Here is a 20,338-nt window from a genome sequence, read left to right as displayed (position 1 = left end):
CAGCTCCATGAACGAAAGCGAATTCGCCACCCTGCCCGCCACCGCCGCGCGCGAAGCGCTGCGCATCGAATACCGCTGGATCGGTGCCGATGGTGCTATTAGCGCCGACGCGCCGCTCGCCGTGTTCCTGCACGAGGGCCTCGGCTCGATCGCCATGTGGAAGGACTGGCCGGCTGTGCTCTGCGCACGCCTGGGCATGCGCGGTCTCGTGTACTCGCGCCCGGGCTACGGCCGCTCCACGCCGCGCGAACACGGCGTGAAATGGCCCGCCGATTTCATGGCGCAGCAAGCGCGCGACGTCCTGCCCGCGCTGCTCGACGCGCTCGGTGTCGATGCCGCCGAACGCAAGCGCATGTGGCTCATCGGCCATAGCGACGGCGCCTCGATCGCCCTGCTCCACGCCGCCGCGTTTCCGGAGGCGCTCGCGGGCGCGGTGGCGATCGCGCCGCACGTGTTCGTCGAAGACATCTCCGTCGAAAGCATCAAGGCCGCGAAGGTTGCGTACGAAACCACCGGGCTGCGCGAGAAGCTCGCGCGCTATCACGACGACGTCGATTCCGCGTTCTACGGCTGGAACGACATCTGGCTCGATCCGGCGTTCCGCGCCTGGAACATCGTGGGCGAACTGGGCGCGATCCGTGCGCCGCTGCTCGCCATGCAGGCCTTCGACGACCACTACGGCACCATGGCGCAGGTGGAGGCAATCGGCGCGGCGGTGCCTCATGCGCGCGTTCACGCGCTCGCGCAGGGCGGCCACTCGCCCCATCGCGACGCGCCCGGGCCGCTCGACACAGCCATCGAGCAATTCGTTTCCGCCCAACGCAAGCCTGGCGCCTGAGCGGCGCGCGCGCAAACCGCAAGGGGCCCGTCGCACGCGGGCGCCCCGCCATCGCCCCCTCGAACGCCCCCTCAAGCATCCCGTCAAACACGCGGCGAACACGCGGCGAACACGCGAATCGATGCGTTTCGCATAGCACGCCCCTGCAATTCCGGTAACGAAGCGTTTCCGGGGCCAAACCCGCCGCAACGTTGCAATCCTTTGGTGATATTGTCTTTCTTTGCCGCGGCGGCGAAAGGGTCCGACCACGCCAACCGGCCAGAGAACGGGGAAACGCGGCCAGGCGTTGGGCGACGCCGAAAAACAAAACGGGGCAGCAAGGCGAGACGAAAGAAGACCGGGCGGATCACGCGCCGGCCAGAACGATGAGCGATTCCATCCTGATGAACGTTTCGAGAACCTCGGCGCGACTGCGGCGGGTCTGGGCGTCGATGCGCCCGCGCTTCGTGCGCGCCTTCGCGCCCGCGTTGCGCAACCTGCAATACGTCAAGCGCCGCATGCGCCCGCTCGCCGTCGTGGCGAGCGTGGGCTTTCCGCTTTACTACTATGTCTGGAAAGACCTCTTTCCGCAGCCGTACGAAAATCTCACGCTGCGCCTGATCGGCTCGCTCGTTTTCGTCCCGATTCTCGCCTTCGAGCGCTGGCCCGCGCCGCTCAAGAAATTGCTGCCGTGGTACTGGTACTGCGCCACGCTCTATGCGCTGCCGTTCTTCTTCACCTTCATGCTGCTCAAGAACAACGGCAACGAGGTGTGGGTGGAAAGCGCGCTGATCGCGGCGTTCGTCATGGTGCTGCTGCTCGACTGGCTCATGCTCGTGCTCCAGTTCCTCGTGGGCATCAGCCTCGCGGTGCTCGCGTACTGCCTCACCACCGACCCTGTCGTGCTCGGCCCGAACTACCTCACGCATCTGGCAATCTTCTCGTTCGCGGTGGCGATCGGCGCGGTGGCCAATTACGATCAGGACCGCATACAAATCGAACAGGAGCGCGCGATGCTCGCCACGGCGGGCAGCGTCGCGCACGAATTGCGCACCCCGCTCGTGGCGATTCGCGTGGGCGCGGCGGGTCTCATGCGCTATCTGCCCGCGCTACTCGATACTTATCAACTCGCCCAGCGCAATCGTTTGCCGGTGCCCAAGATACGCGTGGCGCATCTGCACTCCATGCAAGGCGTGGTAAGCCGTATCGAACAGGAAGCGTTACATTCGAACGCCATCATCGACATGCTGCTCGCCACGGCGCGCTTCACGGGCGGCAACATGCAAAACGCAACGCAGTGCTCGATCGCGCATTGCGTGGAAACGGCGCTTGCGCGCTTTCCGTTTCGCGAAGGCGATCGCCGCCGCGTAATCTGCAATCTGCGCCCCGATTTTCAGTTTCACGGTTCCGAAATGCTAACTGTTCACGTTCTGTTCAATCTGCTGAAAAATGCCTTCCGGCATATGGGCAGCATCGAGGGTGCGCAAATTTCGATTCGCCTTGAATCAGGCCAACGGTCCAATCGGCTGATTTTCAGCGATACGGGCACAGGTATTTCCCCTGAAGTCTTGCCGCACATCTTCACGCGCTTTTATACTTCGACAACCGCCACCGATGACGTGACGCTCGGAGCAGGAATCGGGCTGGCATTCTGCCGCGATGTCATGCAAGCGATGGGGGGAGCGATAACCTGCTCCTCCGTAAAAGGCGAATACACCGAGTTCGTTTTGACATTCCCAGCGCCATGACGAAAGCCATTCAGCCGTTCTCCTATCCGACCACCGTCGCGTTCGTCGACGACAGCGCCGCGTTCCTTTCGAACCTGAGCCTGCAACTCGACCCCGACCTGGCGTTCCGCCTGTTCAGCTCGCCCACCGAGGCGCTGAAGTTTCTCAACGGCCGCGCGCAGGACCGGGCTGCCGAGCCGATCTTCAGCCCGTATCTGGACCGCACCGAGGAAAACGATGCGCATCAGGTCATCGCCATGCGCGTCGACGCGATCCGCAGCCTCGTGCACAACCCGGCGCGCTTCGAGTCCGTTGCGGTCGTGGTGGTCGACTACGACATGCCGGAACTGAACGGCATGGAGTTCTGCCGCCGCATTGCCGACCCGTCGATCAAGAAGATCGTGCTGACCGGCAAGGCCGACGAGCACCTGGCCGTGAAATGCTTCAACGAAGGCCTGATCGATCGTTTCATCCGCAAGCATGAAGTCGACGCCGTGGAAACGCTCAATCACGCGATTCGCGATATGCAGCGCGCGTATTTCGACCGCTGCTGCGGCACCGTGCTCGATGCGCTCGCGGTTTCCGAATATGCGTTCCTCAAGGACCATGCGCTCGCCGCGCACGTGAAGGGCATTGCCGACTCGCTCGGCGTCGTCGAGCACTATCTCTCGTACCAGCCACACGGACTGCTGATGTTCGACGGCGTGGGCACCGCCTACCTGCTCATCATCCACACCGACGAATCGCTGCGCGGCGTGCGTGAAATCGCCGTCGAACAGGGCGCGCCGGCCAGCTTCCTCGCGGAACTCGACAGCCGTCGCAGCCTGCCCTATTTCTGGCGCACCGAAGGGTATTACCCGGCGCAGTGCGTGGAGTGGCAACCGTATATGCACCCCGCATCGGAGTTTCACGGCGACCGGCGTTACCTCTACGCACTCGTCAAAAAGCCGGCGGGACTCGCGCTCGACAACGTGATGCCCTACGACCAGCATCTCGACCAGCTCGACCGTGAAATTCAGGCAGCGTGGGATTCGCCCTGATTCCTGGCCAGGAATCGGGCTGGACCCACGCTATCCCCGTCTCGCTCCACGCCGCCTTTATTGCTTCGACATCAAGCCGCCACGGCCACCAGCGGCATGTTCACCACCGCCTGCGGCACACGCACGCGCGCACGGCCCGCGTGGCGCTCGTTGCGGCGCGTGGACGGCCAGTTCCACATCTGCACTTCGTCGCGAATGTCCTCGCATACATCGACGAGGCGCTCAAGCTCCTGCTCGCTCATGGCCGCGTTGATGGAGAGCCGCACGAGCGAGCGGTTCTGTGCCGTTGCGGGCGCACAGAACACCGAGCCGAAGATGCCGCGCGCTTCGAGGGCGTCGCGCAGCACGATGGTCTGCGGTTCCGGCCCGGCTTCCAGCGCGATGATCTGCGTTTCGCTGCCGTTGAGGTTGTAGCCGAGTTCGGCAAGCCGCGAGCGCACGTAACGCGCATTGGCCGCGACGCGCGCACGCCGCCAGTCTTCGCGCTCGATCACGTCGAGCGTCGCCGCGAGGCCCGCTGTTTCGTGAGGCAGCAGCGTCGAGCTGAAAATGGCGGGCAATGCCTCGCACTTGAAATACTCCTGGAAACGGCGCGAGCAACTGATGATGCCGGCGCGCCCCGCAAACGCCTTCGCAAGACTGGCGGTACGGAAGTGCACGCGGTCGATCAGCCCCAGTTCGGCGACGAGCCCCGCGCCGTGCGGACCGTGCGTGCCGAGCGAATGCGACTCGTCGACAACCAGCACGCAGTCGTGCTCCGCGCACACGTCCGCAATTGCCGCGAGCGGCGCGACGCTGCCATTCGTGCTGTACACCGAATCGACGATCACGATCCCCGCCCCGTAGCGCTGGATGCGCTGCTCCAGGTGATCGACATCGTTGTGGAAGAAACTGATTGCGCGCGCCCCCGCGCTGCGAATGCCTTCCCAGAGCGACATGTGCGCCATCATGTCGACATACACCGGCGTCTGCGCATTCGCGATCGACTGAATCAGCCCCGTGTTCGCCGCGAACCCCGACTGGCATATCACGCTGGCTTCGGCACCCATATAGGAAGCGAAGCGATCTTCGAGTACGAGTTGCGGGCAATCGTCGCCGTGCAGGAATACGCCCGACATTAAAAGCCCGTTACCTTCCGAGCGGATGCTCATGCACATTGCATCGAGAATCTCGGGATGCCGCGCGATCGAAAGGTAATCATTACTCGAAAGATGCAAGGCATCGATATCCGCCACGCGTCCCTTCATGATGTGCCCCCCGGCCCAGCTCTCCTGCACGCGTTCGGTGTAATACCGATCGACACGCGCTGCGAGGAATGCGGGCAATGCCGCGTCGTTGTTTTGTGCGTTACGCCAGTTGCTGCCAACTTTCATCTCAGGCTCCTTGTGGTTAAAGGCCGCCTCCGGACGCGACGTGTGTTGTCAGATTGGTTTCCGGAGGTCAGTCCCGTAATGCGCCCGCAGCGAAACCCCACGCGCAATGAGGCATGGCGTGAAGGTCCCGGCCACGGGCATTTGAATGTGGGTATTGCAATGACTGGCGAGCGCGTGAGTCGCGGCGCGCAGCCGGGGGGCAGTCCCGGCCGGCGGCGCCAGAGCGCGCTTGAGTGCGGTGCGGATCCGTGCGCAAGCGCGAAGCGAATCCGAAAACCAATGCGGGCACCGGGCGCCGCTGGCAGGCACCTTCCTATCCGCACGGATCTCGCTTCGCGTGATCGTCACAGGTTACAAGGGAAAAAATGCCTGCTCGAAAATTTGAGGCGCGCCACGAAGGTCATCGAGACCCAGCACGTCATGCAGCGAAAACCGATTCACGCTGCATGCGACGTCAGTCGCGCCATTGATAATTATCGTTTAAAAACAGCGGTGTTATGCGTTCGAGGTACGCAACTATGCGAAGCGCATGGAGAATTGACAAGGTTGAAGTGAAGCATCGCCAAAGGGCGCAATGCATTCATTCACAACGCATAAATGCGGGATGGGAATCGGTAAAAGCGGGAATCGGTAAAAGACGGATAGCCGTGTAAAAGCGTCACGCGGCAACCACGCAATCGCGCCCGCGCGTTTTCGCGACATAGAGCGCGGCATCGGCTCGCGCCATCAATGCAGCAAGCGAGTCTTGCGCCTGGAGTTCATCCACGCCCGCGCTGAATGTCAGGCCTTCGTGGCCGCCATGTTCCGGTTCGCGCGCGTGGGTGTCGGCGCTGCGGCGCACGGCCAGCGTCAGCACGCGCAATTCGTCGAGACGCCGCACGGCTTCCTCGCGCGTCATGCCCGTAAAGAACAACGCGAATTCCTCGCCGCCCAGCCGGCCGAATGCATCGGAGGCCCGCACGCCGCCCTTCACGATGCGGCCGAATTGCGCGAGCACGCGATCCCCGGCCGCGTGCCCGTAGTGATCGTTGATCGACTTGAAGTGATCGATATCGACAATGGCGAGCGTCACCCGCTCTCCTGTTCCGCGCGCCGTGTCGAGCATCGCGTTCGCCTGCGCGAGAAAGGCGCGTCGCGTGAGCGCGCCGGTCAGTTCGTCCTGGTTCGCGAGACGCTCCAGCCGCTCGGCCATGCGATCGTGAGCGAGCAGCACCATGCCGATGGACAGCGAGGGCAACACGAGAATGCCGAGCGCGAGCCACGCCACGTTGAGCGGCGTGAAGTCGAGCAGCCCGTGTTGCATCACGAAGCCGCTGCCGTACATGACGCCGCGCAGCGCGTGCGCGAACGCGCCGAGCCATGCCGAGAGCGTCACGAACCGGTAGCTGTAGACGGGTCGCGCGGGCGGCCGGCAGCGCAACGCGAGCCAGCCTATCGACGTGTAGATGGCGGCATGAAAGGCGGAGACGACGGCAACGCGCGCGCCGAGACTGGGTTCGGCCCAGTACCACCAGACGATGCCCGCCGCGAGCGCCGCGACGCCCGCGTACGCGAGCGGCACGCGCGGCTTGAGCCCGAAGAACTGGCGGCAGCCTTCGAGCACACGCACAACGGCCAGCGCGAGCAGCACGTTCGATACCAACACCGTGAGGACGGGCACGCCGAGCCGCTGAAGGCCCGCGAGCAGGAGCGCGACGCTCGCCATCACATAAGCGCCGATCCAGCGCCCCACACCGGGAATACCCGCAGGCCGCAGCGAGCCGAGAATGGCCAGGCTCATGATGCTCGAAAGCACCGTGACGAGAAGGATATTGACCGGATCGAGCATGGGCAGCAGTGCCTGGGTCGCGGCGTGGCCAACCCACAGCGTGGTCTGAGGATATGCCCGAGTTTACGGCATCCTTCGAGAAAACATTCGGCATCTCCGCATCTAGAGGGTTTATTCGATACCGAGCTTGCGGTCGAGCGAGAAGCGCCCGCCTCCGCGCGCGATGAGATAGAGCATGAGCCCGGCCCACGAGAGATGCGTGGGCCACGCGTCCGGGTAGACGAACACCTCGATCACCGTCGTCATGCCGAGCAACGCGAGGGCCGCGCCGCGCGTAGCGAGTCCGAGCACGAGCAATAACGGAAAAAAATGCTCGGAGTAGGCGGCGATGTGCGCGGCGATTTCAGGCGGAATCAGCGGAATGCGGTATTCGTCGCGAAAGAGCGCATAGGCGCTGGGCGTGATCGTGAGCAGGCCGCTTACCTTCGTGCGCCCCGAGAGAAAAAAGATGGCCGCAATGGCGAAACGGCAAACGAGCGCGAGAAACGAGTGGCCGATCAAGCCCGACGCCATGCCCGCCGCCAGGTTCCAGAGCGAGCGCAGACGCAGCAACGGCGTTGTGGGGGCGAGCGACGCCCGCTTGAGATGAGATTCCATGACATCCTCCGCTTCATTGGGACTACGAATTCATTTGGACTGCGATCTGTTGGCTTCACCCGGCGTGGCGGGCGCCAGCGCTCCGTGCGAAACCAGGTCCGCGAACCACGCGCCGAGGTCCGCACGGGGTTCGGCGGACAATGCGCGTTCCGACGCCTCGCCGAGCGTGGCGCCCGCGGCGCACGCATCGAGCATCGCGCAAGCGCCTGGGCCAAGCGAAGCCCACGTGACGCCGCCGAAGCGGCGCAGGATCAGCACGCCCTCGCCGCGCCAGTCGAGCGGATCGGGCATGGTGTCGCCGGCGCGGTTCGCGCTCCATATCGTGCGAACCGGCTGGGCATCGAACCACGCCCAGCGCGCGCTCGCGTGCGTGCGCACGCGCAGGCGTTCAAACGCTTCGGGCGCGAGCGAGACGAATGCCGATGCGTCGAGAGAGACGTCGTCGGCCGCCGTATGGGCTTCGCACCAAAGCCGGTCGAGCCGCGCCACGCCGCCAAGCCAGGTGAGCTCGCGCGCCGCTTCGCAGTCCGCCAGGAACGCCGGAAACGTCGCGCCGTACATCACGAGCCGGGCGTCTTCTGGCGGCGTATGCCGCGCGTACTCCATGGCCGCCGCGTCGAACCAGGCCTTGCCAACGAGGCGCGCGACGGCGGGGAAATTGGCCGCCAGCGCATCCACGCAACCCTTGAACACCGTGTTGCGATACACGGCGAAACCCGGCTGCGCGGCGAGCGCGGCCACGCGGGCATCGAGCGGCGCGCAGCCATCCAGCGCCGCGACGAAGGCGTCCTGGAAACGCGCAAGCGAGGAAGTCATGCCGGCACCTCCTGAGCATCGAGCAACGCCTGCGCGTGTTCGCGCTCCGCGAGCAGCACGTCGAACGCCGGGATGTGATCGTCGCGCTCGATCAGCGTGGCGCAGGGTCCGGTACGCGCGAGCGCGTGGCGATACAGCGCCCATACAGGCTCCGCCACGGGCGCGTCGTGCGAGTCGATGAGCAGCGGCGTTTGGGCGTCGGCGCTGTGGCCGGCCAGATGGATCTCCAGCACGGCCTCGGCGGGAAACGCATCGAGCCAGGCATAGGCGTCGAAGCCCATGTTGCACGCGCTCACGTAGACGTTGTTCACGTCGAGCAGGAGCCCGCAGCCGGTGCGGCGCACGAGTTCGGCGAGAAAGTCCGTCTCGCTCCATTCGTGCCCCTCCACACGCACGTAGTGCGAGGGGTTTTCGATGGCGATACGCCGCCCCAGCACGTCCTGCGTGCGCGCAATGTTCGCGGCGATGCGCGCGAGCGCGGCGCCGTCGCGCGGAAACGGCAACAAGTCGGGGCTATAGCGGCCGCGCCACGCGGACCACGCCAGATGCTCCGAGACCAGTACCGGCTGCACGCGTGCAGCCAACGCCTTCAGGCGGGCGAGATGAGCGGCATCCGGCGCGCAGTCGGCGGCCAGCGAAAGCGCCACGCCGTGCAGCGCGACGGCATGACGCTCGCGCACCGCCTCCAGCCATGCCAGCCGCGGGCCGCCCTCGATCATGTAGTTCTCCGGATGAACTTCGAACCAGAGTGCGCGCGCGTTGCAGGCGCGCGCTTCGTCGTAATGCTGCGGCTTGAGGCCTAGACCGGCGCCGCAGGCGTCGAGCGTGTTCATGATCGTGGGGCGGCAACGTGGCAGGGGCTCAGGATTCCATCGGCGAGAGCGAGCCGTGGCCATGCGGCGTCTTGATCCCCGTGCAGGTGCCGGCCGGGACGTTCTTGAACTCGTTGCCCTGGTAATCCATTTTCGAAGTGCCCGCGCAAGTCGTGCCCGCTCCGGCCTTGCAGTCGTTGTGGCCGGCGAGCGCGACGCCGTAGCACTTCTCCATGGCGCCCTGGGCGTGCGCGACGGTCACACCCGTTGCGAGCGTAGCGAGAATTGCGGCGGCGGCGGAAAGCTTAAGAGTACTCATGATATTGACTCCATCGATTGAACAGACAAAGAGGACGGCGGTTTCGATCGCCTTCGCCATTGCCACGCTGCGTTGGCGATCTGCCAGCTAGTTCGGCCTGCCGCTCGCGGCGGTTACAGCGCAGCGCGCGTTCGAAGCGGAAAATATTTTTGCGTGGTGCTGTAACCGCGCGGCCTGGTCGAACGAATGGCATGCGGACCAACACGAAGCCCGATACCCTAGCCGCGCCACTGACAGCCAATGGAAAGGAAACACCCGAAGGCACACCGCCGCGCGCACCCCGCACTTGACGAACGCCCCGAAGGGCCGCGACCATGCCTGAGATGCCGTACCGCGCACCGCACCCCGCGCCTCGCCCTGCCTCCGCGCGCGTCCGGCGGAAACCTTTGCGCACCAACCTGTAACCAACGGCCAAGATGAATCGAACTACGGGTAACGAGCTCGTGCGCGGCGCCGAGGAGCGGCTCAGGGCCTTGTTCGTGCGCGGCCTCGCCGGCGACACGGCGGCGTATCACGCGTTTCTCGCCGATCTCACCGCCCACTTGCGCGGCTTTTTGCGCAAGCGGCTGTTCTTTCTGCAAGACGACGTGGAGGATCTGGTGCAGGAAATCCTGCTGGCCGTGCACAACGGACGCCACACGTACCGCCCCGGCGAGCCGCTCACGGCCTGGGTGCACGCGATCGCGCGCTACAAGCTGACCGACTACTTTCGCGCGCGCTCGCGCCGCGAGGCGCTCAATACGCCGCTCGACGACGAGCTGGAAATCTTCGCGACGAGCGACGCCGAGGCCGCCGACGCCCGCCGCGACCTGAGCACAATGCTCGAGCAGTTGCCCGACCGCCAACGCCTGCCCATCCTGCACGTGAAGCTGGAGGGGCTCTCGGTCACGGAAACGGCGAAGCTCACCGGGCTTTCCGAGTCGGCCGTGAAGGTTGGCGTGCACCGCGGGCTCAAGGCGCTCGCGCTGAAATTTCAGAACGGATCATGAAGACAGAGGACCTCATCACGCTGCTCGCCACGGGCGCCGCGCCCGTGGATCGCCACGCGCTCGCGCGCCGCTTCGGCGTGGCGCTGCTCGCGGGCGGCGCCGGCTCGACGCTGCTGATGGCGCTCGTGTTCGGCGTGCGCCCCGACCTCGCACGCGTGGCCGCCACGCCGGTGTTCTGGCTCAAGGTCGCGCTGCCGTTCTTGATCGGCCTGGGCGCGCTCGCCGCGAGTACGCGTCTCGCGCGGCCGGGCGCCCGGCCCGGTTATGCGTGGGCGGCGATCGCGTGGCCCGTGGCCGCCGTGTGGATCGCTGCCGCCGTGCTCGTGTGGCTCGCGCCGGCGCACGCGCGCCTGCCGCTCGTGCTCGGCCAGACCTGGCGCGTGTGCCCGCTCAACATCGTGTTCCTTTCGGTGCCGGGTTTCATCGCCGTGTTCTGGGCGCTGCGCGGTCTCGCGCCCACGCGGCTGCGCGCGGCGGGCTTCGCGGGCGGCCTGCTAGCAAGCGCCACCGCGACGCTCGCTTACTGCCTGCACTGCCCCGAGATGGCGGTGCCCTTCTGGGCCGTCTGGTATCTGCTCGGCATGGCCATTCCCGCAGCGGTGGGCGCATGGCTCGGCCCACGCCTGCTGCGCTGGTAAAAACGCGCGGCGGGAATGCCCCCTGCGGGACGCATGGCGACCTTCGAAGGAGACGCCGATGAAGCCCGCCCCCGCTTGCGATACGACCGAGGCTGCCAACCGCGCCGACCTGCGCGCCCTCACCCTACGCGTGCTGCACGCCCTGGAGCGCGTGAACTGGCCCGCGCACCCCGCGACGCTAATCGAAAGCGCCGAACACAGCGGCGCGCCGAGCGACGTGGTTCAAGCGCTGCGCCACTTGCCCGATGAGGCGTTCGGCAGCTTCGCCGAGGTGTCGGCCTCGATCGTCGCGGCGCAACTGCGCGCCCATGACGCCGTGACGCCGGACCATGCCGGCCGCCGCTGAGTCCGGCCGAGCGCCCGCGCACCCCGGGAACGGTTTTTGCGCGCTTCGGAACGATCGCCGGGCGCCCACGGCCCGCCGCGACGCAACCGCGTAGAACAAGGCACGGCCGCCACGATCGGCCGCGCCGCTCAGGTAAAGACGTATGGCTACCGTATTACTCGTCGACGATGACAGCAACGCGCTCGATGCGCTGAAGGAACTGGTCGGTCAGGAAGGTTATCGGGTCAGAACCGCGGCAGACGGTTCGGACGCGTTGCAAAGCGCGCTCGACGATCCGCCCGATGTCGTAATCTCCGACTGCATGATGCCGCACATGGACGGCCTCGCCCTCATGCGGGAAATGCGGCGCAGCAGCAAGCTCGCGGGCGTGCCGCTCGTGCTCGTTTCCGCGCTCGTCACCCCGCCCGCCGACGCCGACGTCGTGGGTTTTCTGCGCAAGCCCTTCGCGGTCTCCCAACTGCTCGATATCCTGCGTCGCGTCGCGGCGCCCTGACGCTTTCACGTCCAACCCGCGCTCGCGCGTTCCCGCAACGCGTGAACGATTTACATCGTCGTTGTAGCCGATCGGGTGATTCGTCATCCTTATCGACTCGCTCCCGCATTCGTCAGGCATGGCACGACCGATGCTGCATGACGGATGCGACCGGCTTTCGCGCCGGCATGGGTTCGCACCCCCAAGCGCATCGCGTAGTGACGCGGTGCGCTCACCTTCCGGAGGATCGACATGAGCGAATACGCAGGCCGCTCGCACGACGAACGCGTGGCGCAGCGCAATCACGGCAAGCAGCACGACAAGCAGCGCGCCCTGGAGCCGCCCGGCGGCGACATGGCCGTGCACGGCACCGAGCCCGACGCCACCCACAGCAGCGGCGAACTTTCTCAGCAAGGCAAGGATGTGTGGCGCAAAGGCGCGGGCATCGACGGTGGCGGCAAGAGCGATTGAAGGGGCGATTGTGGCGCAGCCTGCCGAAGGGCGGGCCGCATTCCCCCCAACTGATTAGCATATCGAATCACCACCCGCGACAGCGCATCGCACCGCACAAGAAGGGCGCGACCCTTTTCAGTGCACTTGCGCGGTCAACGTGTCATGCTAATGCTCGCGACCACAACGACAACAACGCCTGCTCACCATGACACCGATGGACCGCCGCGATTTCCTGCGCGCCGCCGCCGCGGGCGCGACGCTCAGCCTGTTTCCGCCCGCTATTCAGCGGGCGCTGGCCATCCCCGCCAACAACGCGACCGGGACGATTGCCGATGTCGAGCACATCGTCGTGATGATGCAGGAGAACCGCTCGTTCGATCACTATTTCGGCACCTTGCCGGGCGTGCGCGGCTTCTCGGACCGCTTCACGATACCGCTGCCCGGCGGAGCAGCCGATGGCAAAGCCGGTGGAAAAACCATCTGGCAGCAAAGCGACGGCACGCGCACGATCCTGCCGTTCCACCTCGACAGCCGCAAAGGCAACGCGCTCCTCGCGGGCGGCGCACACACCTGGCGCGACGCGCACGAGGCCTGGGACAACGGCCGCATGACGCATTGGCCGAAGTTCAAGGGCAACGCCTCGATGGGCTACCTGCTGGCCGACGACCTGCCGTTTCATTTCGCGCTCGCCAATGCCTTCACGATCTGCGACGCCTATTACTGCTCGCTGCACGGCGGGACCAATGCGAACCGCCTCTTCCTCTTCACCGGCACCAACGGCCCCACGGCCTCGCCCTACGCGGTGGTCGACAACAACGGCTGGGACAATCTCGGGCCGCCCGGCGTGGGCCTCACGTGGACCACTTACCCGGAACGTCTGCAAGAGGCCGGCGTAACGTGGAAAGTCTACGAAAACCAGCCGGACAACTACACGGACAATCCGCTCGTCGGCTTCGCGCGCTATCGCAAGGCTCATGCGGCGCTGGAAGGCTCGCCCGAATTGCCCTGGACGAGCGAGCTCGACGCGCGCGAGCCGCTTTACAAAGGCATCGGCAACACGATGGCCGATGGCGGTTTTCTGCAAGCGCTCAAGGACGACATTGCCGCGAACCGGCTGCCTCAGGTGAGCTGGATCATCGCGCCCAAGGGCTATTGCGAGCATCCCGCCGTTTCGACGCCGGGCCAGGGCGCGTACTACCTGCAAACGCTGCTCGACACGCTCACCGAAAACCCGGAGATCTGGAGCAAGACCGTGCTCTTCGTGAACTACGACGAGAACGATTGCTTCTTCGACCACATGCCGCCGCCCTGCCCGCCTTCGCGCACCCGCGACGGCGGCTACGCCGGCAAGTCGACCGCGAGCACGCGCCACGAATACTTCAGCGTGCCAAACCCAAACGGCGACAGCGCGCCCGTCGAGCCCGACGGCTTGCCGTTCGGCCCCGGGCCGCGCGTGCCGATGATCGTCGCCTCGCCTTGGAGCACGGGCGGCTTCGTGAACTCCGAAGTCTTCGATCACACCTCGGTGCTGCGTTTCATCGAACGGCGCTTTGGCGTGCGCGAACCGAACATCAGCCCATGGCGCCGCGCGGTGTTCGGCGACCTGAGCTCGGCCTTCAACTTCAGTATGCCGAACGAAAAGCCGTCGCACGGCTTTCCCGCGCCAACCCGGGCGCAGGCCGACGCGCAAAACGTGCAGCAAGGCGCGCTCAAGCGCGTGCCGCTGCCGCCGCCCGGCTCGCAAAGCATGCCCACGCAGGTGCGCATCGCGCGGCCGTCGCGCGCGCTGCCCTACCGGCTCCATGTGGACGCCGGCGTCGATGCGCGCCGCCACAAGGTTCAACTCGAATTCGGCAACGAAGGCACGGCAGGCGTGGTGTTTCATGTGTACGACCGCCTGCGGCTCGACGCCATACCGCGCCGCTACACCGTCGAGGCCGGCAAGACCTTGAGCGACACGTGGACGCCCGCCGCCGGAAGCGACGGCGCGTACAGCCTGTGGGTCCTGGGACCGAACGGCTTTCATCGCGCGTTCGAGGGCAACGTGCGTGCCGCCGCACACGGACCGAACCCCGAAGTGCGCGTGCGCGACGACGCGGCGAACAACGCGCTCGGCCTGAGCATGGCGAATCACGGTCACGCCGAAACGAGCGTTACCGTCACCGTCACCGCCAACGCCTATCGCGACGACGGCCCCTGGACCTATACATTGCGCGGGCGCGAGCCGGTCGAGGCGACCTGGCCGCTCGCGGCTTCGGGAGGCTGGTACGACTTCACGCTCAGCGCGGAAAACGGCGTGACGCGACGTTTCGCCGGGCGCGTCGAAACCGGCAAGGACAGCGTGAGCGATCCGGCAATGGGCCCATCAAGCCCGTGACCCTGTGACGCCTCGCATATTCAATATCGAATGATATAAAATGTGCGTTATCCCCGCTCACAGGAGCCCGCCATGGGCCGCCCCCGCGAATTCGACGAATCCCAGGTGCTCGACGCCGCGTGCGCCGCGTTCTGGACGCACGGCTATGAAGCAACCTCGACTCGCGAGCTGGTGAAGGTCACGGGCCTCACGCAGCCGAGCCTCTACAACGCGTTCGGCGACAAGCGCGCGCTTTTTCTGCGCGTGATCGAGCACTATCTCGACCGCACGCTGCGCGAGCGCATCGCGCGCCTGGAGGCATCGGCGTCGCCGGGCACGGCGATCACCGCGTTCTTCGGCGAAATCGTGCAGCGCTCGCTGGACGACGGCGACCAGCGCGGCTGCCTGATGGTGAACTCCGCGTTGGAAGCCACACCCGAAGACGAAACGCTGCGCGCTGCGATTACGGCCGAATTCACACAAATTCGCGACTTCTTCCTGCGCTGCCTCGAAGCGGGCCAACGCAGCGGCGAAATCTTGCGCACGGTCGCGGCGGACGTCGCCGCACAGCATCTGCTCGCGGTGCTGCTCGGCCTGCGCGTGATCGCGCGCGTGCATCCCGAACCCGACTGGCTGGTCGGCGCGGTTTCGCCCGCCCTCACGCTGCTCGGCTTGCTGCCGGCCGCAGGCCGCGAACGCCCGGCCGCGAAACAGGCCGCGAAACAAGGCGCGGCGCGCGCTTGACGCCTCATGCGATTTCACACGCGATGTCTAGCGCAATGCCACGCGTGACGCCGCCGTGATACGCTCATAACTCCGATTCATTCTGTCGCGGTAAAGCGCTCATGGCCACTTCGTCTTTCATCAGCACCGGCGTCGAGTACGGTTTGCACTGCCTGCTTTATCTCGCGGGCACGCCCGCGGGCGTGCGCGAGGCGAGCGTGCGCGATCTCGCGCAAATGCAGGGCGTGCCCGCCGACTACGCCGCCAAGCTGTTCACGCGGCTTGCCAAAGCCGGGCTGGTGGTCTCGACCGAAGGCATTCGCGGCGGCTTCACGCTCGCGCGGCCCGCGAGCGATATCACGGTGCACGATGTCGTCGAAGCCATCGATGGCGACAAGCGCCTGTTCGACTGCCGCGAAGTGCGCACGCAATGCGCCCTGTTCGACGACCACGCGCCCGCATGGGCCACGCGCGGCACCTGTTCGATCCACGCGGTCATGCAGGCCGCCGAACGCAGCATGCGCGAGGAACTCAAACAGCACACGCTCGCCGACCTCGCCGCGCGCGCCAACGCCAAAGCGCCTGCCTCGCATGGCCGCCACGTGGTCGAATGGTTCGCCGACCGAGCGGCGAACCGGCGCGGCTAACGCTGATCGTCAGGCAACGACGATCCGGAGCGGGTCCGCGCTCGCGAACACTTCGTCGCGCTGCGCACGAGGCGGGTAGATCCATTCCGTGTTGATGCGGTGCTTGAGCGCCTTCGCTTCCTTGCCCTTGAGCTTCACCTCGCGCTCCCAGCCTTCGGTGTACACGGCGCCCCAGGGCCCGAGATCGAGGCACGTCACGTACTTCGGCTGACTGTACGCAATGCTCTCCAGGCCGAGCAGATCGGCCGCCACGTTGTGGCCCGCCGAGCGGCCCAGATTCATCGCGTGCTGGCACGACATCATGGTGTGATTGCCGGCGTCGTCGGTGGCCGCGCAAGCCACGTCGCCCGTTGCGTAGACGCCCGGCACGCCCTCCACCGCGAGATTGCGATCGACGTACAAGCGCCCCGCGGCGTCGCGGCGCGCCGGAATCTGCTCCGTGAGCGTGCTCGCGCGCACGCCCGCCGTCCAGATCACCGTGCTCGCTTCGATACGCTCGCCGTCCGCCGTCGTCACGCCGCCCGCATCCACCGCGGCCACGCCCGCGCCGAGCCGCCAGCTCACGCCCAGCTCGCGCAGCGCTTCCTCGATGACCGGACGCGGCCCCGCGCCCAGATCGGGCCCGATCGCCTCGTTGCGCTCCACGATGACCACGTTCACCTCGGCGTGCTCGCCAAGCGCGGCGCGCAGGCGCGCGGGCATTTCGGCGGCCGTCTCGATGCCCGTGAAGCCGCCGCCCGCCACCACGACCGTGTTGCGCGCCGGCGTTTCGGGTTGTCGCGCGAGCGCGAGCAGGTGGGCTTCGAGCTCGGCGGCTTCGTCGATCTGGTCCACGCTGAACGTGTGCTCGGGGAGGCCCGGAATCGCCGGCCGGAACAGGCGGCTGCCGGTCGCGAGCACGAGCCGGTCATAGCCCAGGGTCGTGGGGCCGCCGTCCACGGTCACGGCATCCACCTCGCGGCGCCCGGCATGAATGCGCTCGACCGTGCCCTGCACGAACTTCACGCCAACCGCGTCGAAGATCGCCTTGAGCGGCGCCTTCATGTTCGCCGGGCCTTCTTCGTACAAGCGCGGGCGCACGTGCAAATGCGGGTCCGGCGCGATCAGCGCAACCTCGACATCGTCGCGGCCGTTCGCGTCGATCAGACGCGCCGCGCTCAATGCGCTCCACATGCCGGCGAAACCGGCCCCGACAATCAAAATGCGCTTCGACATGGTCCATCTCCAGAAAATGGGGCGGGCGTGCGGCGCGGCTCGCGTGGCGCGAGCGGGAGTGCCGTGGCCTCGTAACTGAATAAAACTGAACGACTGAGGAAAACGCGCCGTCTCGTTGCAGCGCGTAACTCGGATTCTATGAGTCGCAGTTAAAAGACGCAAGTCCCGGTGATGGGACGCACTGTTGACCGATTCGTCAACGATCGCGTCAACGACGGCTTCAGGGGCACGTGGCAGCCCTGTGCAAAGGGCCGCGCGTCAATGTCAGAAAACGTTCATGAAACGCTCAAGCCGGGCGTCGATTAAGCAATACGTCCGCGAGAAAAGCCAATGCGAGCGCCGCCGCCCCGCACGCGAAGATCAACGCGTAGTTCTCTTGCGAATGCGAGAACAGCCATGAGTAGCCATAGCCGCCCAACGCCTGGAACAGCGCGAACGCCGTGGTCGCGCGGCTCCATGCCGCACGTTGCTCCAGATGATCGTGCGGCACGAGCTCATGAATGCGGCCCAGCGCGAGCGTGACGATGCCCGGCGTGAATGCGCCGAGCGTCAACGTCGCCGCGAAAATGGCCCACGTCTGGCTCGACACCGCGAGCAAGGCCACGGCGAGCGCCTGCAACAGCAACGCGACGCGCCAGGCCGCCCGAAAGCCGATGCGATCGGCGCCCTGCCCGCATACGATCGGCCCCGCAATGGCGGCCACGCCATAAAACACCCAGTCGCGTGCGCCCGAGGCCGCGCCATGACCCAGACCGCGCGCGACATAGTCGACGAGCAGCATCATCGCCGGCACGAGCCCGAGTGCGTTCGCCGCGTACTGCGCATAGTGCAGGCGCAATGCGAAGACAGTGCGCGGCGCTCCCGCCGGACGATGCACAGGAGGCGGGGCAGACATTGAAGGCACGGGCGGCGCTGAAGGCACGTCGGCGCGCGGCCAGCCGTACCAGCTGATCGCCGTGAGCAGCAGCGCGAGCACGCCAAGGCCGATCCACGTATCGCGCAAGCCGTGATGCAGCAGCCAGGGAATCACGGTGCCCGAAGCGGCGATGCCAAGCCCGAGCCCCAGGAAGATCATGCCGCTCACGAAGCCGCGCCGCGCGGGCGGCACGTGCGGCAGGATCGACGTGGCGACGAGCACCATGATCGCGCCGCCCGCCACGCCCGACACGAGCCGCCAGACGAAAAACCAGCTCACGGAAAGCGGAAACGCACAGGCGAAAAACGCCGCCGTCGCGGCAAGCATGAGCAGACGCAATGCATGGCGGTTCGTGAGCGCATGCGCGATCGGCCGCCCGAGCAATGCACCGATCAGGTAGCCCGCGAAGTTCGCCGCGCCCAGCGTCACCGCCTGCGAGGCGGTGAACCAATGCGCCTGAATAAGCGGAGGAATGAGCGGCGTATAGGCGAAACGCGCGAGCCCGATCGCGACGAAGCTGCCGCAAAGGCCCGCGAGCGTGGCGAATAGCGCGCGAGCGTCGAGTGCGTCCGGCACGCCCGCGCCGAGTGTGGAAGGTTGAGTGGACATGCAGTGAACCTCATGAAAACGGATAGCCGCCGGCAACGCCAACGGGCACGCAAATGCTCCTGGCGCGACTTGCCGCCGTTCTATATCACCTGATACAGTAAATGCGAATTCTATATCGATCGAAATAAAAAGCAAGATGGACGCACGTTCCGGCCGCGCGCAGTACACTGCCGGTTCCGTTCATCAGGGCCGCGCGAACCGCTGCGGCCGCCCGTCCGGCGCGCGTTCGCGCGGCGCCGCCAGCCCTCACACAAGGAACCCGGATGAAAATCGATCTGACTGGAAAACTCGCGCTCGTGACCGGCTCGGCAGCCGGCATCGGTCTCGCGGCGGCCAAGGGCCTCGCCATCGCCGGAGCCGATGTGATCGTGAGCAGCCGCAACGAAGGCAGCGTGCGCGAAGCCGAAGCCGCGCTGCGCACCGCCGCGCCCGGTGCGCGCGTGCAGGGCTTCGTTGGCGACCTCTCGAATGCTCAGGGGTGTGATGCGCTCGTGAAGGCGCACCCGCAAGTGGACATCCTCGTGAACAATCTCGGCGTTTTCCAGCAGCAGGACTTCTTCGAGATTCCCGACGAGGAATGGCTGCGCTTCTTCGAGACCAACGTGATGTCGGGCGTGCGCCTCTCGCGCGCCTACGCGAATGCGATGGTCAAGCGCGGCTGGGGACGCATCGTGTTCATTTCGTCGGAGTCGGGGTTGAACATTCCCGCCGACATGGTCCACTACGGTATGACGAAAACCGCACAACTGGCGGTGGCGCGCGGCCTCGCGAAGCGCCTGGCGGGTACGGGCGTGACGGTGAATTCGGTGCTGCCGGGGCCCACGCTTTCAGAGGGCGTGGCGCAGATGCTCAAGGAGGAAGTGGCGGCAACGGGCAAGACCGTCGAGGAAGTCGCCGCGCAATTCGTGCAGACGCATCGCGCCTCGTCCATCATCCGGCGCGCGGCGAGCGTGGACGAAGTGGCGAACATGATCGTCTACGCGTGTTCGAAAGAAGCCTCCGCGACGACCGGCGCGGCGCTGCGCGTGGACGGCGGCGTGGTGGACACTATCGCGTGATGATCGTGTGATGCACGCGTGATGCCATAAGCGACACAAGCCGGCATGCACGTGCCGCCGCCCGCGTATACGATACGCGGGCGGCGGCACGGGTTGCGCCGGTCAGGCCGGTGGACGGTTATCCGCGTCGCACAACGCCGAGCAGCAGCGTGACGAGGAAGACCACGAGGAAGATGAAGAACAGGATCTTGGCGATGGATGCCGCGCCCGCGGCAATACCGCCAAAGCCGAACACGGCCGCAATGATCGCGATGATGAAAAAAATGACAGCGTATTGAAGCATGACGTCCTCCTGTCTCCGGTTCGCTCCGGCTCAAGGTTGGTCGCCGCGCCCCGGCGCCGCGTGCGGCCGCTCGATGCCCGGCATCTGAATGTGCAGGACGGGTCTGACGATTGCCCCGCCCCTGCCGGTCCCATACAGCAATCGCGGTGCCCGGCTTTGGGCCGTGCGCTCGCCGGCGCAATCGCCCATGCCGCAAGCGCAAGGCACGTGCCAAATGAAACGATAACGAACGGGAAGTGTGCGGCGGGCGTGCAAATCGAACGGACGCGCGTCGTAAGCCGAACGGACGCGAGTCCTGAGTCGA

The 20,338-nt window shown here is 66.1% G+C and carries 21 protein-coding genes; 12 read left to right on the top strand and 9 right to left on the bottom strand.

All coding sequences use genetic code 11. From position 1 onward, the window contains the following. Positions 1 to 7: 7 nt before the first annotated feature. The 3 genes from C7402_RS05015 to C7402_RS05005 all read left to right on the top strand — a co-directional run bounded on the left by C7402_RS05015 (position 8) and on the right by C7402_RS05005 (position 3,584). Positions 8 to 838 (top strand): alpha/beta fold hydrolase, encoded by an 831-nt coding sequence (locus tag C7402_RS05015; RefSeq protein ID WP_116609813.1) that lies wholly within the window; start codon positions 8 to 10, stop codon positions 836 to 838. A 365-nt stretch (positions 839 to 1,203) separates the two neighbouring features. Then, on the top strand, positions 1,204 to 2,565 hold the full coding sequence (locus C7402_RS05010; RefSeq protein WP_224039285.1) for a sensor histidine kinase: 1,362 nt from the start codon (positions 1,204 to 1,206) through the stop codon (positions 2,563 to 2,565). Then, complete coding sequence (locus tag C7402_RS05005; protein WP_112169568.1) at positions 2,562 to 3,584, top strand: response regulator; 1,023 nt, start codon at positions 2,562 to 2,564, stop codon at positions 3,582 to 3,584. The genes C7402_RS05010 and C7402_RS05005 overlap by 4 nt, the downstream gene beginning before the upstream one ends. 71 nt (positions 3,585 to 3,655) lie before the next feature. On the opposite strand, the gene cqsA is transcribed toward C7402_RS05005, so the two are convergent. The 6 genes from cqsA to C7402_RS04975 all read right to left on the bottom strand — a co-directional run bounded on the left by cqsA (position 3,656) and on the right by C7402_RS04975 (position 9,329). Beyond that, positions 3,656 to 4,957, bottom strand: coding sequence for an alpha-hydroxyketone-type quorum-sensing autoinducer synthase (gene cqsA, locus C7402_RS05000; protein WP_112169570.1), 1,302 nt, complete (start codon positions 4,955 to 4,957; stop codon positions 3,656 to 3,658). 658 nt (positions 4,958 to 5,615) lie between these two features. Beyond that, entirely contained in the window at positions 5,616 to 6,785 is a 1,170-nt protein-coding gene (locus tag C7402_RS04995; RefSeq protein ID WP_116609812.1) for a GGDEF domain-containing protein, read from the bottom strand. 111 nt (positions 6,786 to 6,896) lie between these two features. Beyond that, entirely contained in the window at positions 6,897 to 7,382 is a 486-nt protein-coding gene (locus C7402_RS04990; RefSeq protein WP_116609811.1) for a DoxX family protein, read from the bottom strand. Between the two features lie 30 nt (positions 7,383 to 7,412). Next, entirely contained in the window at positions 7,413 to 8,198 is a 786-nt protein-coding gene (locus C7402_RS04985; protein WP_116609810.1) for an HvfC/BufC N-terminal domain-containing protein, read from the bottom strand. Continuing rightward, positions 8,195 to 9,031, bottom strand: coding sequence for an MNIO family bufferin maturase (bufB, locus tag C7402_RS04980; RefSeq protein WP_116609809.1), 837 nt, complete (start codon positions 9,029 to 9,031; stop codon positions 8,195 to 8,197). The genes C7402_RS04985 and bufB overlap by 4 nt, the downstream gene beginning before the upstream one ends. Before the next feature lie 28 nt (positions 9,032 to 9,059). Next, the gene (locus tag C7402_RS04975; protein WP_116610073.1) at positions 9,060 to 9,329 is read right to left on the bottom strand and encodes a BufA1 family periplasmic bufferin-type metallophore; all 270 of its coding nucleotides are present in this window, start codon (positions 9,327 to 9,329) and stop codon (positions 9,060 to 9,062) included. 416 nt (positions 9,330 to 9,745) lie between these two features. On the opposite strand from C7402_RS04975, the gene C7402_RS04970 reads away from it, so the two are divergent. The 8 genes from C7402_RS04970 to C7402_RS04935 all read left to right on the top strand — a co-directional run bounded on the left by C7402_RS04970 (position 9,746) and on the right by C7402_RS04935 (position 15,953). Continuing rightward, positions 9,746 to 10,318 (top strand): sigma-70 family RNA polymerase sigma factor, encoded by a 573-nt coding sequence (locus tag C7402_RS04970; protein ID WP_112169580.1) that lies wholly within the window; start codon positions 9,746 to 9,748, stop codon positions 10,316 to 10,318. Further along, positions 10,315 to 10,956, top strand: coding sequence for a DUF1109 domain-containing protein (locus C7402_RS04965; RefSeq protein WP_112169581.1), 642 nt, complete (start codon positions 10,315 to 10,317; stop codon positions 10,954 to 10,956). The genes C7402_RS04970 and C7402_RS04965 overlap by 4 nt, the downstream gene beginning before the upstream one ends. Positions 10,957 to 11,014: 58 nt before the next feature. Continuing rightward, entirely contained in the window at positions 11,015 to 11,302 is a 288-nt protein-coding gene (locus C7402_RS04960; RefSeq protein ID WP_116609808.1) for a DUF2795 domain-containing protein, read from the top strand. A 142-nt stretch (positions 11,303 to 11,444) separates the two neighbouring features. Continuing rightward, positions 11,445 to 11,795, top strand: coding sequence for a response regulator (locus C7402_RS04955; RefSeq protein ID WP_112169583.1), 351 nt, complete (start codon positions 11,445 to 11,447; stop codon positions 11,793 to 11,795). A gap of 231 nt (positions 11,796 to 12,026) precedes the next feature. Then, a complete protein-coding gene (locus C7402_RS04950; RefSeq protein ID WP_112169584.1) occupies positions 12,027 to 12,245 on the top strand; it encodes a hypothetical protein in 219 nt (72 codons plus the stop codon). A gap of 187 nt (positions 12,246 to 12,432) precedes the next feature. Next, positions 12,433 to 14,604: a phosphocholine-specific phospholipase C gene (locus C7402_RS04945; protein WP_116609807.1), complete on the top strand. Its 2,172-nt coding sequence runs from the start codon at positions 12,433 to 12,435 to the stop codon at positions 14,602 to 14,604. A gap of 72 nt (positions 14,605 to 14,676) precedes the next feature. After that, positions 14,677 to 15,327 carry a TetR/AcrR family transcriptional regulator gene (locus C7402_RS04940; RefSeq protein WP_116609806.1) on the top strand — a complete coding sequence of 217 codons (651 nt, stop codon included), beginning with the start codon at positions 14,677 to 14,679 and terminating at the stop codon, positions 15,325 to 15,327. 101 nt (positions 15,328 to 15,428) lie between these two features. After that, positions 15,429 to 15,953: an RrF2 family transcriptional regulator gene (locus C7402_RS04935; RefSeq protein ID WP_112169587.1), complete on the top strand. Its 525-nt coding sequence runs from the start codon at positions 15,429 to 15,431 to the stop codon at positions 15,951 to 15,953. A gap of 9 nt (positions 15,954 to 15,962) precedes the next feature. Here C7402_RS04935 and C7402_RS04930 read toward each other — a convergent pair whose 3' ends face one another. Together C7402_RS04930 and C7402_RS04925 are read right to left on the bottom strand one after the other, a co-directional pair. Beyond that, entirely contained in the window at positions 15,963 to 17,168 is a 1,206-nt protein-coding gene (locus tag C7402_RS04930) for an NAD(P)/FAD-dependent oxidoreductase (protein ID WP_116609805.1), read from the bottom strand. Between the two features lie 286 nt (positions 17,169 to 17,454). Then, entirely contained in the window at positions 17,455 to 18,693 is a 1,239-nt protein-coding gene (locus tag C7402_RS04925; RefSeq protein ID WP_116609804.1) for a YbfB/YjiJ family MFS transporter, read from the bottom strand. Between the two features lie 263 nt (positions 18,694 to 18,956). Between C7402_RS04925 and C7402_RS04920 the strand changes: the two genes are divergently transcribed. Continuing rightward, positions 18,957 to 19,751, top strand: coding sequence for an SDR family NAD(P)-dependent oxidoreductase (locus C7402_RS04920; RefSeq protein ID WP_112169590.1), 795 nt, complete (start codon positions 18,957 to 18,959; stop codon positions 19,749 to 19,751). Between the two features lie 118 nt (positions 19,752 to 19,869). On the opposite strand, the gene C7402_RS04915 is transcribed toward C7402_RS04920, so the two are convergent. Beyond that, positions 19,870 to 20,034 (bottom strand): DUF1328 family protein, encoded by a 165-nt coding sequence (locus tag C7402_RS04915; protein ID WP_027820439.1) that lies wholly within the window; start codon positions 20,032 to 20,034, stop codon positions 19,870 to 19,872. Positions 20,035 to 20,338: the final 304 nt, after the last annotated feature.

Origin of the sequence: Paraburkholderia unamae (genome assembly GCF_003096875.1) — a bacterium.
In the GTDB taxonomy this organism is placed as follows: domain Bacteria; phylum Pseudomonadota; class Gammaproteobacteria; order Burkholderiales; family Burkholderiaceae; genus Paraburkholderia; species Paraburkholderia unamae.
Note: the sequence above shows the minus strand (reverse complement) of the source record. Positions and strands in the feature narration are given on the sequence as shown.

Bases quoted from the DNA above. Each gene is read 5' to 3' on its own strand.
- C7402_RS04950 (WP_112169584.1), top strand. From the start codon at position 12,027: ATGAGCGAATACGCAGGCCGCTCGCACGACGAACGCGTGGCGCAGCGC.
- C7402_RS04995 (WP_116609812.1), bottom strand. From the start codon at position 6,785: ATGCTCGATCCGGTCAATATCCTTCTCGTCACGGTGCTTTCGAGCATC.
- C7402_RS04940 (WP_116609806.1), top strand. From the start codon at position 14,677: ATGGGCCGCCCCCGCGAATTCGACGAATCCCAGGTGCTCGACGCCGCG.
- C7402_RS04985 (WP_116609810.1), bottom strand. From the start codon at position 8,198: ATGACTTCCTCGCTTGCGCGTTTCCAGGACGCCTTCGTCGCGGCGCTG.
- C7402_RS04925 (WP_116609804.1), bottom strand. From the start codon at position 18,693: ATGTCCACTCAACCTTCCACACTCGGCGCGGGCGTGCCGGACGCACTC.
- C7402_RS04960 (WP_116609808.1), top strand. From the start codon at position 11,015: ATGAAGCCCGCCCCCGCTTGCGATACGACCGAGGCTGCCAACCGCGCC.
- C7402_RS04945 (WP_116609807.1), top strand. From the start codon at position 12,433: ATGACACCGATGGACCGCCGCGATTTCCTGCGCGCCGCCGCCGCGGGC.
- C7402_RS04935 (WP_112169587.1), top strand. From the start codon at position 15,429: ATGGCCACTTCGTCTTTCATCAGCACCGGCGTCGAGTACGGTTTGCAC.
- C7402_RS04930 (WP_116609805.1), bottom strand. From the start codon at position 17,168: ATGTCGAAGCGCATTTTGATTGTCGGGGCCGGTTTCGCCGGCATGTGG.
- C7402_RS04965 (WP_112169581.1), top strand. From the start codon at position 10,315: ATGAAGACAGAGGACCTCATCACGCTGCTCGCCACGGGCGCCGCGCCC.
- C7402_RS04915 (WP_027820439.1), bottom strand. From the start codon at position 20,034: ATGCTTCAATACGCTGTCATTTTTTTCATCATCGCGATCATTGCGGCC.
- C7402_RS05015 (WP_116609813.1), top strand. From the start codon at position 8: ATGAACGAAAGCGAATTCGCCACCCTGCCCGCCACCGCCGCGCGCGAA.
- C7402_RS04920 (WP_112169590.1), top strand. From the start codon at position 18,957: ATGAAAATCGATCTGACTGGAAAACTCGCGCTCGTGACCGGCTCGGCA.
- C7402_RS05010 (WP_224039285.1), top strand. From the start codon at position 1,204: ATGAGCGATTCCATCCTGATGAACGTTTCGAGAACCTCGGCGCGACTG.
- C7402_RS05005 (WP_112169568.1), top strand. From the start codon at position 2,562: ATGACGAAAGCCATTCAGCCGTTCTCCTATCCGACCACCGTCGCGTTC.
- bufB (WP_116609809.1), bottom strand. From the start codon at position 9,031: ATGAACACGCTCGACGCCTGCGGCGCCGGTCTAGGCCTCAAGCCGCAG.
- C7402_RS04990 (WP_116609811.1), bottom strand. From the start codon at position 7,382: ATGGAATCTCATCTCAAGCGGGCGTCGCTCGCCCCCACAACGCCGTTG.
- C7402_RS04955 (WP_112169583.1), top strand. From the start codon at position 11,445: ATGGCTACCGTATTACTCGTCGACGATGACAGCAACGCGCTCGATGCG.
- cqsA (WP_112169570.1), bottom strand. From the start codon at position 4,957: ATGAAAGTTGGCAGCAACTGGCGTAACGCACAAAACAACGACGCGGCA.
- C7402_RS04975 (WP_116610073.1), bottom strand. From the start codon at position 9,329: ATGAGTACTCTTAAGCTTTCCGCCGCCGCCGCAATTCTCGCTACGCTC.
- C7402_RS04970 (WP_112169580.1), top strand. From the start codon at position 9,746: ATGAATCGAACTACGGGTAACGAGCTCGTGCGCGGCGCCGAGGAGCGG.